The 12404-nt window shown below is 61.1% G+C and carries 12 protein-coding genes and 2 pseudogenes; 9 read left to right on the top strand and 5 right to left on the bottom strand.

The window, feature by feature from the left end; genetic code table 11:
- Nucleotides 1-234: 234 nt before the first annotated feature.
- From OQF71_RS05655 to OQF71_RS14605, 4 genes and pseudogenes are all read left to right on the top strand, one after another.
- Nucleotides 235-586: pseudogene (locus tag OQF71_RS05655) on the top strand (transposase); the annotation flags it as partial.
- Between the two features lie 106 nt (nt 587-692).
- Complete coding sequence (locus OQF71_RS05650; RefSeq protein WP_280586388.1) at nt 693-1157, top strand: dTDP-4-dehydrorhamnose 3,5-epimerase family protein; 465 nt, start codon at nt 693-695, stop codon at nt 1155-1157.
- On the top strand, nt 1157-2230 hold the full coding sequence (locus tag OQF71_RS05645; protein ID WP_280586387.1) for a glucose-1-phosphate thymidylyltransferase: 1074 nt from the start codon (nt 1157-1159) through the stop codon (nt 2228-2230). Before OQF71_RS05650 ends, OQF71_RS05645 begins: the two co-directional genes overlap by 1 nt.
- 2 nt (nt 2231-2232) lie before the next feature.
- Complete coding sequence (locus OQF71_RS14605) at nt 2233-2412, top strand: hypothetical protein (protein ID WP_345781993.1); 180 nt, start codon at nt 2233-2235, stop codon at nt 2410-2412.
- On the opposite strand, the gene rfbD is transcribed toward OQF71_RS14605, so the two are convergent.
- A complete protein-coding gene (rfbD, locus tag OQF71_RS05640; protein ID WP_280586386.1) occupies nt 2409-3299 on the bottom strand; it encodes a dTDP-4-dehydrorhamnose reductase in 891 nt (296 codons plus the stop codon). The genes OQF71_RS14605 and rfbD overlap by 4 nt on opposite strands.
- Nucleotides 3300-3351: 52 nt before the next feature.
- Between rfbD and rfbB the strand changes: the two genes are divergently transcribed.
- Together rfbB and OQF71_RS05630 are read left to right on the top strand one after the other, a co-directional pair.
- Entirely contained in the window at nt 3352-4278 is a 927-nt protein-coding gene (gene rfbB, locus OQF71_RS05635) for a dTDP-glucose 4,6-dehydratase (RefSeq protein WP_280586385.1), read from the top strand.
- A gap of 2 nt (nt 4279-4280) precedes the next feature.
- Nucleotides 4281-4733, top strand: coding sequence for an NUDIX domain-containing protein (locus OQF71_RS05630; protein ID WP_280586384.1), 453 nt, complete (start codon nt 4281-4283; stop codon nt 4731-4733).
- A gap of 297 nt (nt 4734-5030) precedes the next feature.
- On the opposite strand, the gene OQF71_RS05625 is transcribed toward OQF71_RS05630, so the two are convergent.
- Nucleotides 5031-6413: an ATP-binding protein gene (locus OQF71_RS05625; protein WP_280586382.1), complete on the bottom strand. Its 1383-nt coding sequence runs from the start codon at nt 6411-6413 to the stop codon at nt 5031-5033.
- Between the two features lie 243 nt (nt 6414-6656).
- Nucleotides 6657-6965 (bottom strand): annotated as a pseudogene (locus tag OQF71_RS05620) (macro domain-containing protein); the annotation flags it as partial.
- Nucleotides 6966-7144: 179 nt separating this feature from the next.
- On the opposite strand from OQF71_RS05620, the gene OQF71_RS05615 reads away from it, so the two are divergent.
- Together OQF71_RS05615 and OQF71_RS05610 are read left to right on the top strand one after the other, a co-directional pair.
- Nucleotides 7145-7912, top strand: a complete 768-nt coding sequence (locus OQF71_RS05615; protein WP_280586381.1) for a winged helix-turn-helix transcriptional regulator — start codon at nt 7145-7147, stop codon at nt 7910-7912.
- Nucleotides 7913-7952: 40 nt separating this feature from the next.
- Nucleotides 7953-8660, top strand: coding sequence for a universal stress protein (locus OQF71_RS05610; protein WP_280586379.1), 708 nt, complete (start codon nt 7953-7955; stop codon nt 8658-8660).
- A 45-nt stretch (nt 8661-8705) separates the two neighbouring features.
- Here the strand turns inward: OQF71_RS05610 and OQF71_RS05605 are convergent, their stop codons facing one another.
- Both OQF71_RS05605 and OQF71_RS05600 read right to left on the bottom strand, forming a co-directional pair.
- Entirely contained in the window at nt 8706-10088 is a 1383-nt protein-coding gene (locus tag OQF71_RS05605) for an APC family permease (protein WP_280586378.1), read from the bottom strand.
- A gap of 126 nt (nt 10089-10214) precedes the next feature.
- Nucleotides 10215-11009 (bottom strand): hypothetical protein, encoded by a 795-nt coding sequence (locus OQF71_RS05600; RefSeq protein WP_280586376.1) that lies wholly within the window; start codon nt 11007-11009, stop codon nt 10215-10217.
- Nucleotides 11010-11228: 219 nt separating this feature from the next.
- Here OQF71_RS05600 and OQF71_RS05595 point away from each other — a divergent pair, with 219 nt between their 5' ends.
- Nucleotides 11229-12392: a tRNA (guanine(26)-N(2))-dimethyltransferase gene (locus OQF71_RS05595; RefSeq protein WP_280586375.1), complete on the top strand. Its 1164-nt coding sequence runs from the start codon at nt 11229-11231 to the stop codon at nt 12390-12392.
- Nucleotides 12393-12404: the final 12 nt, after the last annotated feature.

Here is a 12404-nt window from a genome sequence, read left to right as displayed (position 1 = left end):
CGGCGAGTTAGAGCTCGCCGCCTGCTCCCCTTCTCCGAATGTATCCGAGAGAGGCATCGCCATCGTCCACCTCATGCTTTATCTGGTATCTTGTGAAACTGATGCTTTGGTCGCCGCATAATTCCGCTCGAATCGAATCGTCCGATCTGAGAATCCACAGCTAAAGCGCTGCTACCGGTAGAAGATCGAATATCAAAAATCCGATGTTGCCGCCGTCTTGCGTTCAACACGGCAACCTCAAAGAAACACGATGCGAAGATCGGCCCGTAGGTCGCCTCAACGCCGGAGACCTGCGGAGCCTCGCTGCTGATCGCGGGTACGAAGCAAAGACTTTCCGCGATGAACTCCGCGAAAACGGCATCAGACCATTGATTAAACATCGGATCATGAATCCACTCGATCACGCCCACAACGCCCGCATGGACGGTGATCGGTACCACCAACGTTCCATGTCAGAAAACGTCCTCTCGTCGATCAAGCGCACGCTCGGATCCGCCGTGCGTGCGCAAAGTTGGTGCTAGAGTTTCGCGAAATGCTGCTGAAAGCCACCGTCTACAACCTTCGTCGTTGCGTCCGATCCCCGTGAAATCCGCCGCCGTGTACCGAAACTACAGAGCCAAAATATTGGACCGTCTATCATTTGTCGTAACCACTACGTCTATGGCGCTGTACTCAAATTGAATTCTATACAGATGATCCACGACCTCGAAGTCCGCGACCTCCAAGTAAATCCCGACGAGCGCGGCCACCTCGTCGAGGTGTACCGCGAAGACTGGGACGAGTACGACATCTCCCCGGAGATGTCCTACTACTCGATGACCTACCCAGGCATCATCCGTGCCTGGCACCGCCACCTCGAAGGCCAAATCGACCACTTCGTCTGTCCCGAAGGCCGCATCAAAGTCGGCGTCTACGACGACCGTGAGGACTCCACCACCCAAGGCGAACTCAACACGTTCGTCATCGGGGAACACAACCCGCAGATGATCCGCATCCCGGGCGACTGCTGGCACGGGTTCAAAGCCATCGGCGACAAGCCGTCGCTTCTCATCAACTACCCGACGCAGCTCTACGACTACGACAGCCCCGACGAGGAACGGATTCCATATGACACAGACGAAATACCTTTAGACTGGGAAGAAGAACCCCACGCATAATGAAGGGGGTAGTCCTTTCGGGGGGAACAGGCTCGCGCCTACGTCCAATTACTCACACGGGACCGAAACAGCTCGTCCCAGTCGCAAACAAACCCGTCCTCGAATACGCAATTGAGGATCTCAAGGAAGCCGGCATCACCGAAATCGGTGTCATCCTCGGAAACAAGGGCCGCGACGAGATACAGGAACTCTTCGGTGACGGATCCGAATATGGCGTGGATATTACGTACATCGTCCAGGGGAACCCACTTGGACTCGCACACGCTGCGGGCTGTGCAAAAGACTTTGTCGGTGACGATGATTTCGTGATGTACCTCGGGGACAACATCCTGAAATCGGGCGTCACCGAGCTCGTAAAGAGCTTTGAGACGGGTAACTACGGCGCAGGAATTGCCCTCCAAGAAGTAGACGACCCGCAGGCATTCGGCATCGCAGATGTAGATAACGAGGGCAACGTCACCGAGCTCATCGAAAAACCTGACGAGCCGCCAACAAACCTCGCACTCATCGGGATGTATGTCTTCTCACCCGCAGTCTTCGACGCCATCGACGAGCTCGAACCGTCGTGGCGTGGCGAGCTCGAAATAACGGATGCCATCCAGGATCTTCTTGAAGACGGCTACGAAATCGACTCTCACATTGTCACGGGCTGGTGGAAGGACACCGGGAAACCCCAGGACATTCTAGAGGCAAACCGTCTTGTCCTCGAAGATACTGAACTGAATACGGCAGGCGTCGTCGAAGACGGCGCACAGACCGACGGCTGTATCGAACTTGCGGACTCCTCGGTCATCGAAGACGGTGCTGTCGTTCGTGGTCCCGTCTCCATCGCAGAGAACACGACCATCAAGAGCGGGGCGTACGTTGGTCCGTACACGTCGATTGGTGCGAACTCCACATTAGAGGATATCCACATCGAGAATAGCGTCGTCATCGGTGATTCTGAAATCACCACCAATGGCCGTATCGTAGATAGCTTACTCGGACGCAACGCCAATGTCGGGAGCGCGGACGAACTCCTTCCGGAGGGCCGCCGGCTCGTCGTCGGTGAGAATTCCCAACTCAAACTCTAACGATGCGCATCATCACTCATACCTGTCCGGCCTGTGGCACCGTCGTTGCAGCGAACCAACTCGAAGATAGCCGCGTGATGAAGTGTCCAGGACTCGGCTGTCAGGAAGTTGTCCGCTTTGAGGACCTCCCCGAGGACGCACGCGAACATTTCCTCGAAAACCGGGACCGCTACCAGATCTAATGCAACGCGTTCCAGACAGTTTCGACATCCTCGCGTAACGTCGGTTGGGCACGGTCAAGCTCTGATTCCACGTTTTGGACGTCGAGGCAGCTGTACGGCGGTCTTGTCGCGTCTCGTTCGACGTCGTCCATCGATCCCTCGATGAGCAATTCCTCGCTGCTGCCGACGTGATCGGCAATCACCTCCCCAAACTGGTAGGGGGTAACACACGACGAACACGCGATATGGAAGAGATCAGTGGCGTCGTGCTCAATCAGTTCAAGCAGTGTTTCGGCGGCTTGGCCGGCACGCGTCGGCGTTACCCACTGATCCGTGAACAACGGAACGTCTTCGCCTGAGAGGAGCCGGCCGCGAACCCATGCCGGAAAACCCGTGAGATCCCCACTACTACGGTGGATACCCCAGACGAACGAGAACCGAGCCACGAGCGCGTCCATGGTTTCTTCGGTGACCGCCTGTTCGCCTACTAGCTTCGACTTGCCGTACATCTGTATCGGGTTCGTGTCTGCTGACACACTGTACGGATCACGTTCGGTCCCATCGAAGACATAGTCGGTCGAAATGTGAACGAATTTAACATCATTCGCGTCACAGTGAGCGGCCAGTCCACCCGGTGCGTCGCCGTTGAGTATATTCGCTTGTTCCGGATTCGTTTCACAGCCATCGACATCCGTCATTGCAGCACAGTTGACGACCACGTCTGGATTGTGTTCGGTAAGGATGTCGTCAAACAAATCACAATCTCGGAGATCGAACTGTGTGAGTGGAATGTCGAACGCCGGTCGCGTTGAGTGATAGGTTCCAGAGACTTTCCACCCGCGTTGCTGACCTACACGTACGACGTTACTACCGAGGAGACCGTTGGCACCGACAACAAGGAGTCGCATACTGTATTGTTCAGACAGTAATGTAAATAGGTACTGCGAACATGGTCATACTATGCGAGTACTCGTCACTGGTGGTGCCGGATTCATCGGTTCAAACTTCGTTCACTACCTTCTCAACGAACACGAGGACGACGAAGTGGTCACTCTGGACGCACTGACGTATGCGGGTTCAAAGGAAAACCTCGATGGCGTTCTCAACGATCCACGCCACGAGTTCGTCGAAGGTGATATCCGCGACCGAGATCTCGTCACGGACCTCGTTTCCGACGTCGATGCAATCGTCAACTTCGCGGCGGAATCACACGTAGACCGGTCAATCGAGGGTGCGAAACCCTTCGTCACGACGAACGTCCAGGGTACCCAGACCCTCCTCGACGCTGCCAACGAGGCAAATATCGAGCGCTTCCTCCAGATCTCGACCGACGAGGTGTACGGCCAGGTCCTCGACGGGAAGTTCTCTGAGGACGATCCACTCAATCCCCGGAACCCCTATGCGGCGACGAAGGCAGGTGCAGACCTCCTCGCCCAGAGCTTCCAGACGACTCACGACCTCCCCATTCTCATCACGCGGACATGTAATAACTTCGGTCCCCGTCAACACCCCGAGAAACTCATCCCGAAATTCATCCAGAACGCGGCCGACGGCCAGGACCTGCCCGTCTACGGCGACGGGTCGAACGTCCGCGAGTGGATCTACGTAGAGGATAACTGCCGAGCACTCGACGTGGTCCTCCGGGAGGGGGAAGTGGGAGAGATCTATAACATCGGGAGCCACGCGGAGAAGACGAATCTCGAAGTCACCGAAGCGATTCTGGACGCCGTCGGGGCAGACGACGACCTGATCGAATTCGTCGAGGACCGCGCCGGCCACGACCAGCGCTACGCACTCGAAACCGAGAAAATCGAAGCACTCGGCTGGGAACCGGAATATACGTTCGAAGAGGGCCTCGAACGAACCGTCGAGTACTACTTGGACTGACGATGCCTACCGAGGAGAAACCGATCCCGCCGCCCGACTGGCAGGCAATCGTAGAGAACGTTCCACTCGTCTCCGTTGATCTTGTCGTCGAATATGATGGCGGTATTCTCTTGGGCAAACGCGAAAACGATCCCGCCAAAGGGGAATGGTTCGTGCCCGGTGGAACGGTACTGAAGAATGAATCCCGGACTGAGGCTGTCCACCGCGTCGCCAAGGAAGAACTCGGAGAATCGGTCGTTATTGACGAGTGTCTTGGTACCTACGAGCACTTCTACGATACGTCCGAGATTGAGGGAATTGACTCGAAACACTACGTGGCTACCGCGTATTGTTGCCATCTCAAACACGCCGAGCCCGATTTCTCTGGTGACGACCAACATAGCGCGCTTGACTTCTTCCATCCGCCATTCAACAAGCTTCATCCATACGTTGAACAATATTTTGACGAGCTCTAAGACAGCACTTGGATTAACAAGGACCTCGCTCACGGAACATCTTTTATTTTTCCGCGTCCGTTTCGGAGAATCCGCTGATCCACTATGATTGTGACACTAGTTTTATAGAACAAGACTAGAACTTCATGTAACATGCGCCAGATGTTCGGCAACGAGTAAGAACAACTCGAACGTAACCGGGCGTTCTAGGCGTTCTTACGCTAATTTTATTGAACTCACGTAGTCGGTTCTGCGACTCGTTCGATTCTGAGTGCCAGCTATCGATCCTCTCTCGCCTCTTGGCGTTTGAGAGCGCCGTTACGCGTGTTCCGTAACATCCCCGAGCTCGAACAGTTGTACGTCATCGCGCTCGGACACAGCTTCTCGAACCGACTGTGTCGCACCATTTCGGGTGAATAACGCGTACTCGATGCTTCTCTCATCGGTGTCCGGCGTCCATCGAATCTCGGCGGCATGGTCTTCGAGCGAGGCGAGAGCTCCGTAGTCAAGCGGAGCGTTCGTGAACTTGCATTCACCCGCAACCATCGTTCCGTCGGTGGTGAATCCGACGACATCGACTTCATGTTCCTTGTACCACCAGCGGCCGATATCGAGGAACGTCTCTGCGGGGTAGAGGCCCGGGAGTGCGTCTTGACAAAGTCTCTCGAATTCGTGACTCACGAAATCCGGGAGCTCCGGCTCAATGACCGCGCCGTAGGCATTCTCTCCGAGTCGTTCGTATCGATCTTCCTTGCCGTAGACGAAACGGAACCAGAACCGGAACAGCGGATCCAGGATTCGATAGCGCCCCCGGCGTGACTTCGCCTTCTCTTCGGTGATCGGGACTTCTCGCTCGATGAGCCGCAGACGCTCCAACTTCTGCGTGTACGTCGATATCTGCTTCCCATCGATTCCTATCGCTTGAGCGATCTCGTTCGACGTCGTCTTTCCGGCAGCGATGGCGGTGAGGATCGCAAAGTATCGGTTCGGATCCGTGAGTTCGGTGCGGAGCACGTACTCCGGTTCGTTATGGAGATACCCCTTCTGGGAGAGGACTTCCTCGGTGAGAACTCTTCCGAGGTCCCGTCCGAGATCGACGCCATCGAGATAGTACGGAACGCCACCGAAGATCCCCCACGTGAAAATCCGCTCTTCGGGCGAATACTCGTCCGGAACGAACTCCTGTGCAGCGGCGAAATCGAGGGGCCGGAGGTCAAGTCGTTCCGTGAATCGTCCATATAACGGACTGCTCCCGAGAAGCGTCGCTTCTTCCATCATACTGATCGACGACCCGACCAGAACGAACGTTCCCGAGGTGTTCTGGAGACGCTGGTCCCACAGTCGCTGAATGACTGACGGAAGGCTTTCGTCAGCGTCGATGAGGTAGGGGAATTCGTCAAGGACCACGATTCCGTCCTGATCCCCCAGATATCCGAGCAGCGCTTCCCAGTTCTGTTTGATCTGCGTGATCCTGGGAAAGTTTTCGGAGGCGACATCGACGAACTCGTCAAGCTGTATCTGGGAAGTGGTCTCCGTGGCCTGATAGACGACGGCGTCGTCACGGTCGGAGAGCGAGTGCTGGACGAGTTGTGTCTTCCCGAGGCGTCGCCGACCGAAAACCACGACCATCTCCGCGTCGTCGGATTTGTAGCATCCGCGTAGCCGAGAGAGTTCGTCTTCCCGATTCACGAACTGGTTCATACACCTACTCCACCGTGACAGAAAATAATACTTCCGAATAGCCTATTTCAAAATAGGCTAATTTGGAATTGTTTATTGAGTTCTCTACTGTATCTCTTGATTTGAGCAGATCAGGCGGCAAAGCATATCCGGACTAATTCTCCGCTATGTTCAGTAACTGAACACAGCTCTCCTCTCATGCGCCAGATGTTCGGCGACGAGTAGCGCCGCTCTCCCTCTCTCTCCGCGCGACCGCGTCTACCCCTCGGCGGCCGACAGCGCGTTCCGAGTCGCCTCGTCGACGCTCTCGGGCGTCGCGCACCCGTCGCCGTAATGGGACATCACCGCGGCGTGGATCACGCGGTCGGCGTCCAGCTCGTACGCGTCGGTGACGGCGACCTCGCCGAGGCCGATCGGCCCCTTCGAGACGGCGGCCTCGTTTATCGGCCCGCCCGCGTTCCGGCGGAGCGCGTCGGCGACGCCGCTTCCCATCCGAAGGCTGGTTCCGGCGGCGTTCACGAGCGCGTCGACGTTTTGTTCGGCGATGTCACCTCGGATCACGTCGAACTCCATCCGCGGTGTTTCCGTCGGCGATCCGGTACCGCTAACGGTCGGATCGCCTCCGCGCGGCCGGGTGCGGAGCCTCCGATCGCTCCGTGAGTAAGCCATATTACGGCCTAGCGGCTACGATCCGACATGACCACCCTTCGACGGCGCGGTCTGTTCTCGAACGGACCGGGAGGCGGTCGACCGTGAGCCACCACCTCGACGACATCGATCGGCAGATCATCCACGCGTTGATGTCGGACGCGCGAAACACCTCCGCGCCGATGATTGCGGAAGGCATGAACGTCTCGGCGGGAACGGTTCGGAACCGGATCGAACGCCTCGAAGAGGCGGGCGTGATCCGCGGGTACACCGCGATCGTCGACTTCGAGCAGGCCGGCGGACGGCTCACATCGGTGTTCATGTGTACCGTTCCCGCCGACGAGCGGGAGCGGCTGGCGCTTGCGGCCCGGTCCATCCCGGGCGTGATCAACGTCCGCGTGCTGATGGCGGGTCGCCGGGACCTCCAGGTGGTCGCGGTCGGCGAGGAGACGAGCGACCTCCGTGAGATCGCCCGCGCGCTCTCCGGACTCGACATCCGCATCGAAGACGAGGAGCTGCTCCAGACGGAGCTGCACACCCCGTACTCCAGGTTCCTCTCAGACGACTCCAAGCGGTCGGTGGTCACGGACACCGTCACGCTCGCGGATGGGACCGCCGTGATCGAGGTGTGCGTCACCGACGACGCACCGATCGTGGGTCGCTCACCGTCGGAGGCGCAGGCCGACGGAATTCTGTCGAGCGACGCTATCGTGACGTCGATCGAGCGCGACGGATCGATCCTCCACCCCGTCGACGACACGACGATCCGACCGGACGACGTGGTCACCGTGCTTCCGAAGGAATCGTCCGAGGACGACGTCCTCGAAGCGTTCCTCGCCGAGGGGGACGAGACTCCGACGGCGACGTCGTGAGTCTCCCCGGTTTATTATTCTGGGTCCGCAACGACGAGCCATGGCAGACACGATCCTCGTTCCGCTTGAACTCCCCGACCCCGAGCCCCTGTCGCCGGTGTTGATCGAGGACCTGTCGTCGCTCTCGGTCGTTATCCTCGGCCACTACGACCTCCCCGAACAGACGCCGGCCAGTTCGGCGCGCGAGCAGTTCGGCGAGGCCGCGCAGGCGACGCTCGACGAGATCGCGGGCGCGTTCACGGACGCCGGCGCGTCGGTCCGGACGCGGTTGGTGTTCGGGAAGGACCGGGCGGCCGCGATCCAGCAGATCGCGGCCGAGGAGGGGTGCGTCGCCGAGCTCGACCCCGCTCCGACCGAGGGGATCGGACGAATCCTCGTGCCCCTGCCGGACGTCGCCGAGCTCGATCGACTTCCGAGGTTCATCCGGGTTCTGAGCGAGGACTCGACACAGCGCATCACCCTCTTCCACGTCGTCGAGGACGACCAATCTCGTGAGGACGGGGAGGCCGTCGTCGCGGAGACCCGAGAGCGTCTGATCGAAGACGGGTTCGACGCCGACGCGGTCGACACGCTGGTCGTCGAGGGCGGCGAACACGACGAGGAGATCCTCCGTACCGCGGCCGAGTACGACGCGGTCGTGATGTACGAGCCGGAGTCTAGGCTCGGCGACCGCATCTTCGGGACGCTGGCGGACCGGATCGCCAACGAAACCGGCGATCCGGTGATCCTGGTCAACAGGGACTACTGACTCCGTCTCAGGTACCGGCCCGACCGGTCGTCCGCCTCCGTTCTCTCACTCCGGTTTCGTCGAGGCGACTCCGTCGTCCTCCTCGCCGCGGCGGGCGTGGAGGATCGTCCCGATCGCTCCGGTTCGGTCCGTTCTGTGCCGTCCGTACGCGACGTACACGAGCGCGCTCCCGGCGATGATTCCGACCGCTCCGAGGATCGGAACCGTTCCCATCTGCGTGAGTAAGGCGATACCGGCGACGAAGCCGAACAGTTGGACGAATGGGTATCCGGGGGCGGTGAATTCGGGTTCGTAGGAGGGCACGTCCGCCACGCGGAAGGCGACCAGTGCCATGTTCTCGAACGAGAAGACGAGGATCTGGAACGCGCTCGCCAGCTTCGCCAGCTCGATCACGGGGACGAACGCGATGAGCAACAGCAGCACGACTCCGGTGAGCAGCACGGCGTTTCGCGGGGTCTTAAACCGCGAGTCGATGGTCCGGAGCGCGGGCGGCAGGAGGTCGTCACGGCTCATCGCGAGGGGGAACCGCGAGGAGGAGAGGACGCCGGCGTTCGCCATGCTCGTGAGCGCGACGACGGCGATCACGGAGATGAACAGCACTCCGACCCCGCCGAGGAGCGCGCCCGCGCCGTCGGCCATCGGCGTGAGCGACGCCGTCCCGCCCGGTCCGCCCGTCTTCAACACCTCCGGGTCGCTCAGACCGATGATCGCGCCGACCACGCCGATGTACAGGAGCGTCATGATTCCCATGGAGCCGAGCATCGCGCGGGGGAGGTTCTTCCCCGGGTGCTTCACCTCCTCGGCGACGCTCGCGATCTTCGTGACGCCCGCGTACGAGACGAAGACGAAGGCGGCGGCGGTGACGACGCCGCCGCCCCCGTCCGTCGTGAACGGAGTGTACCGGGCGGTGTCGACGATGAACCCGGCGTTGACGACGTACGCCAGCAGCCCCGCGACGACCAGCGTGACGATGATCGCCTGAATCTGTCCGCTCATCTTCGTTCCCGAGATGTTCAGGGCGACGACGAGGACCGCCAGCGTCAGCGCGACGTACACTACCGCTCCCTGCGAGAGCGGCGCGAAAAGCAGCAGATACGCGCCGAGTCCGACGAGCGCGAACGAACTTTTGAACACCAGCGAGAACCACGCGCCGATCCCGGCGATCGTCCCGAACAGCGGCCCGAGCGCTCGGTCGATATAGAGGTACGTCCCTCCGGACTCCGGCATCGCCGTCGCCATCTCGGCCTTCGACAGCGCGGCCGGCAACACGACGAGCGCGGCCAGTACGTACGCGAGGATCACCGCCGGCCCGGCCTTTTTGTACCCAAGCGCCGGCAGCACGAAAATTCCGCTGCCGATCATCGCGCCCATGCTGATCATCATCGTCGGATACAATCCGAGACTCCGATCTAAATCGTGCTGGCCCATGCGTCTACTCCTTGATAACGGCTGTTTCGGTTTATGGCCTTCGGAATGTCCAAAACAGAGGGGGCAAAACTACGGATCCGGTAAAATGGTGGGCCGCAGATCGCCCGGCCGCTCGGGTACCCGGTGTTACGAGTCGTCTCGCCGGTCTTGGTCGGCTTCTTCGTCTTTTTCTTCCGCGGTCTTTTCGACCGTTTCCTCGACCTTCTCGCCGGCCGTCTTCTCGGCGTTCTCGCCGACCGTTTCCTTGACCTTTTTGTCGACGGTCTCCTCGACGGTCTTCTCGACGGTCTCCTCGACTTTCTCGCCGACGGTCTCTTCGACGGTCTTCTCGACGGTCTCCTCGACTTTCTCGCCGACGGTCTCCTCGACGGTCTTCTCGACAGTCTCTTCGACTTTCTCGCCGACGGTCTTTTCGACGGTGTCGCCGACGGTCTCCTCGACGGTCTTCTCGACGGTTTCGCCGACGGTCTCCTCGACTTTCCCGGTCACCTCCTCGCTGACGTCGTCCGCGACCCCGCTGACCTCCTTGTTGACGGTGTCGCCGACGGTCTTCTCGACTTCCTTGCTGACGGTGTCGCTGACTGTCTTCTCGACTTCCTTGCCGACGGTGTCGCTGACTGTCTTCTCGACTTCTTTGCCGACGGTGTCGCCGACGCTCTTCTCGACTTCCTTGCCGACGGTGTCGCCGACGCTCTTCTCGACTTCCTTACCGACCTGGTCGGCGACCTCCCGGGTCATCCAGTCGGGATCGAACCGTGCCATCTTCCAGACGACGTGGACCACGTAGGAGGCGAACACACCGATCCCGAACGCGACACCGACATCGGTCCCGTTCAGCGTCGCGATGAGGACGATCGACAGGATGATCAGCGCGCCGTACGCGAGGTCGGTGAGCGCGTCGACGCGGGCCGGACTCACCATCTCCGATCCGCCTCCGCGGTCGCGTCGCGTTCGCGCGCCGGGCGGTCGTCGCGGCTCCGATTGAGCGTAACGTGCATCAGTGTGTACACCTATCCGCGGTGACGGGCTAAAACTCTCGCTTCACGGCCGCGTCGCTCGCGAGGGGTGTGAACGGCGCGGTCGCCAGGGGGATCGCTGGCGGAGCGCGGTCCTTTTGTGCCGGATGGCCGAAGCCGAGGCATGGACATCGAGGAGGGCGGTCTCACCGTCTCCGTCCCCGAGGCCCGCGACGGGGCCAGCGAGGGCACCGGCGGCGGGGTCTTTTTCAACCCGACCCAGGAACTGAACCGCGACGTCACCGTCGCGGTGCTGCGCGCGTACCGCGAGCGCGAGCCGCGCGCGGCCTCGTACCTCGACGCGATGGCGGCCTCCGGGATCCGCGGGGTCCGCGCCGCCGCCGAGGGGTACGACGTCACCTGCGCCGACGTCGACCCGGACGCCGTCGACCTCGCGGCCGAGAACCTCGCGGCCAACGATCTCGACGGCGAGACGGTCCGCCGCGACGTCAACGCGCTGCTGTACGAGAACGTCTTCGACGTCGTCGACCTCGACCCGTACGGGACGCCGATCCCCTTCGCCGACGCCGCGCTCGCGAACGCGCGCAACCTCGTCTGCGTCACCGCCACCGACACCGCCCCGCTCTGCGGCGCGCACCTCAACAGCGGGATCCGGAAGTACGGCGCCGTCCCGCGCAACACCGACTACCACCCCGAGATGGGGCTCCGCACACTGATCTCCGCGCTGGTGCGCACCGCGGCGCGCTACGATAAGGCGGCGCGCCCGATCGTCTCGCACGTCTCGCGCCACTACGCGCGGACCTACCTCGAACTCGAGTCCGGCGCGCAGGCGGCCGACGCCTGCATCGACGAACTCGGGTACGTCGACAACTGCGAGGACTGCCTCTGGCGGGAGCCGACTCGCGGGCTGGTCGCCGATCCCGTCGACGGCTGTCCCGTCTGTGGCGGCGACCGCGTGCTCACGGCCGGACCGCTGTGGCTGGGACCGGTCGCCGACGCCGACTTCGCCCGCGCGGTCCGGAGCCGGGTCACCGACGACATGGGCGAGGCGAAGCGCGCCCGGACGCTCCTCGGGACCGTCGCCCGCGAGCTCGACACCCCCACACACTACGACCAGCATCGGCTGTACAAGGCGTGGGGCGAGCCGGCCATCGGGATGGATGAGTTCGTGGCGCGTCTGCGAGGAGCCGGCTACGAGGCCAGCCGCGCCCACTACCGCGGCACCGCGGTCAAGAGCACGGCGTCGATCCCCGAGATGCGGACGGCGATTCTGGGTGATGCGAGCGACGCGGACGATGTCGACCCCGCGGACGGCACCGCGAACTGACCGCCTCGGCGT

Source organism: Halorubrum sp. Boch-26 (assembly GCF_029889805.1).
Lineage (GTDB): Archaea > Halobacteriota > Halobacteria > Halobacteriales > Haloferacaceae > Halorubrum.
This window is presented reverse-complemented; position numbering and strand designations above follow the sequence as displayed.

Excerpts from the sequence above, each read along its gene's own strand:
- OQF71_RS05645 (WP_280586387.1), top strand. The coding sequence starts at position 1,157 with ATGAAGGGGGTAGTCCTTTCGGGGGGAACAGGCTCGCGCCTACGTCCA.
- OQF71_RS05600 (WP_280586376.1), bottom strand. The coding sequence starts at position 11,009 with ATGGTGAGTCCGGCCCGCGTCGACGCGCTCACCGACCTCGCGTACGGC.
- OQF71_RS05610 (WP_280586379.1), top strand. The coding sequence starts at position 7,953 with ATGGCAGACACGATCCTCGTTCCGCTTGAACTCCCCGACCCCGAGCCC.
- OQF71_RS05630 (WP_280586384.1), top strand. The coding sequence starts at position 4,281 with ATGCCTACCGAGGAGAAACCGATCCCGCCGCCCGACTGGCAGGCAATC.
- OQF71_RS14605 (WP_345781993.1), top strand. The coding sequence starts at position 2,233 with ATGCGCATCATCACTCATACCTGTCCGGCCTGTGGCACCGTCGTTGCA.
- OQF71_RS05650 (WP_280586388.1), top strand. The coding sequence starts at position 693 with ATGATCCACGACCTCGAAGTCCGCGACCTCCAAGTAAATCCCGACGAG.
- rfbB (WP_280586385.1), top strand. The coding sequence starts at position 3,352 with ATGCGAGTACTCGTCACTGGTGGTGCCGGATTCATCGGTTCAAACTTC.
- rfbD (WP_280586386.1), bottom strand. The coding sequence starts at position 3,299 with ATGCGACTCCTTGTTGTCGGTGCCAACGGTCTCCTCGGTAGTAACGTC.
- OQF71_RS05605 (WP_280586378.1), bottom strand. The coding sequence starts at position 10,088 with ATGGGCCAGCACGATTTAGATCGGAGTCTCGGATTGTATCCGACGATG.
- OQF71_RS05595 (WP_280586375.1), top strand. The coding sequence starts at position 11,229 with ATGGACATCGAGGAGGGCGGTCTCACCGTCTCCGTCCCCGAGGCCCGC.
- OQF71_RS05625 (WP_280586382.1), bottom strand. The coding sequence starts at position 6,413 with ATGAACCAGTTCGTGAATCGGGAAGACGAACTCTCTCGGCTACGCGGA.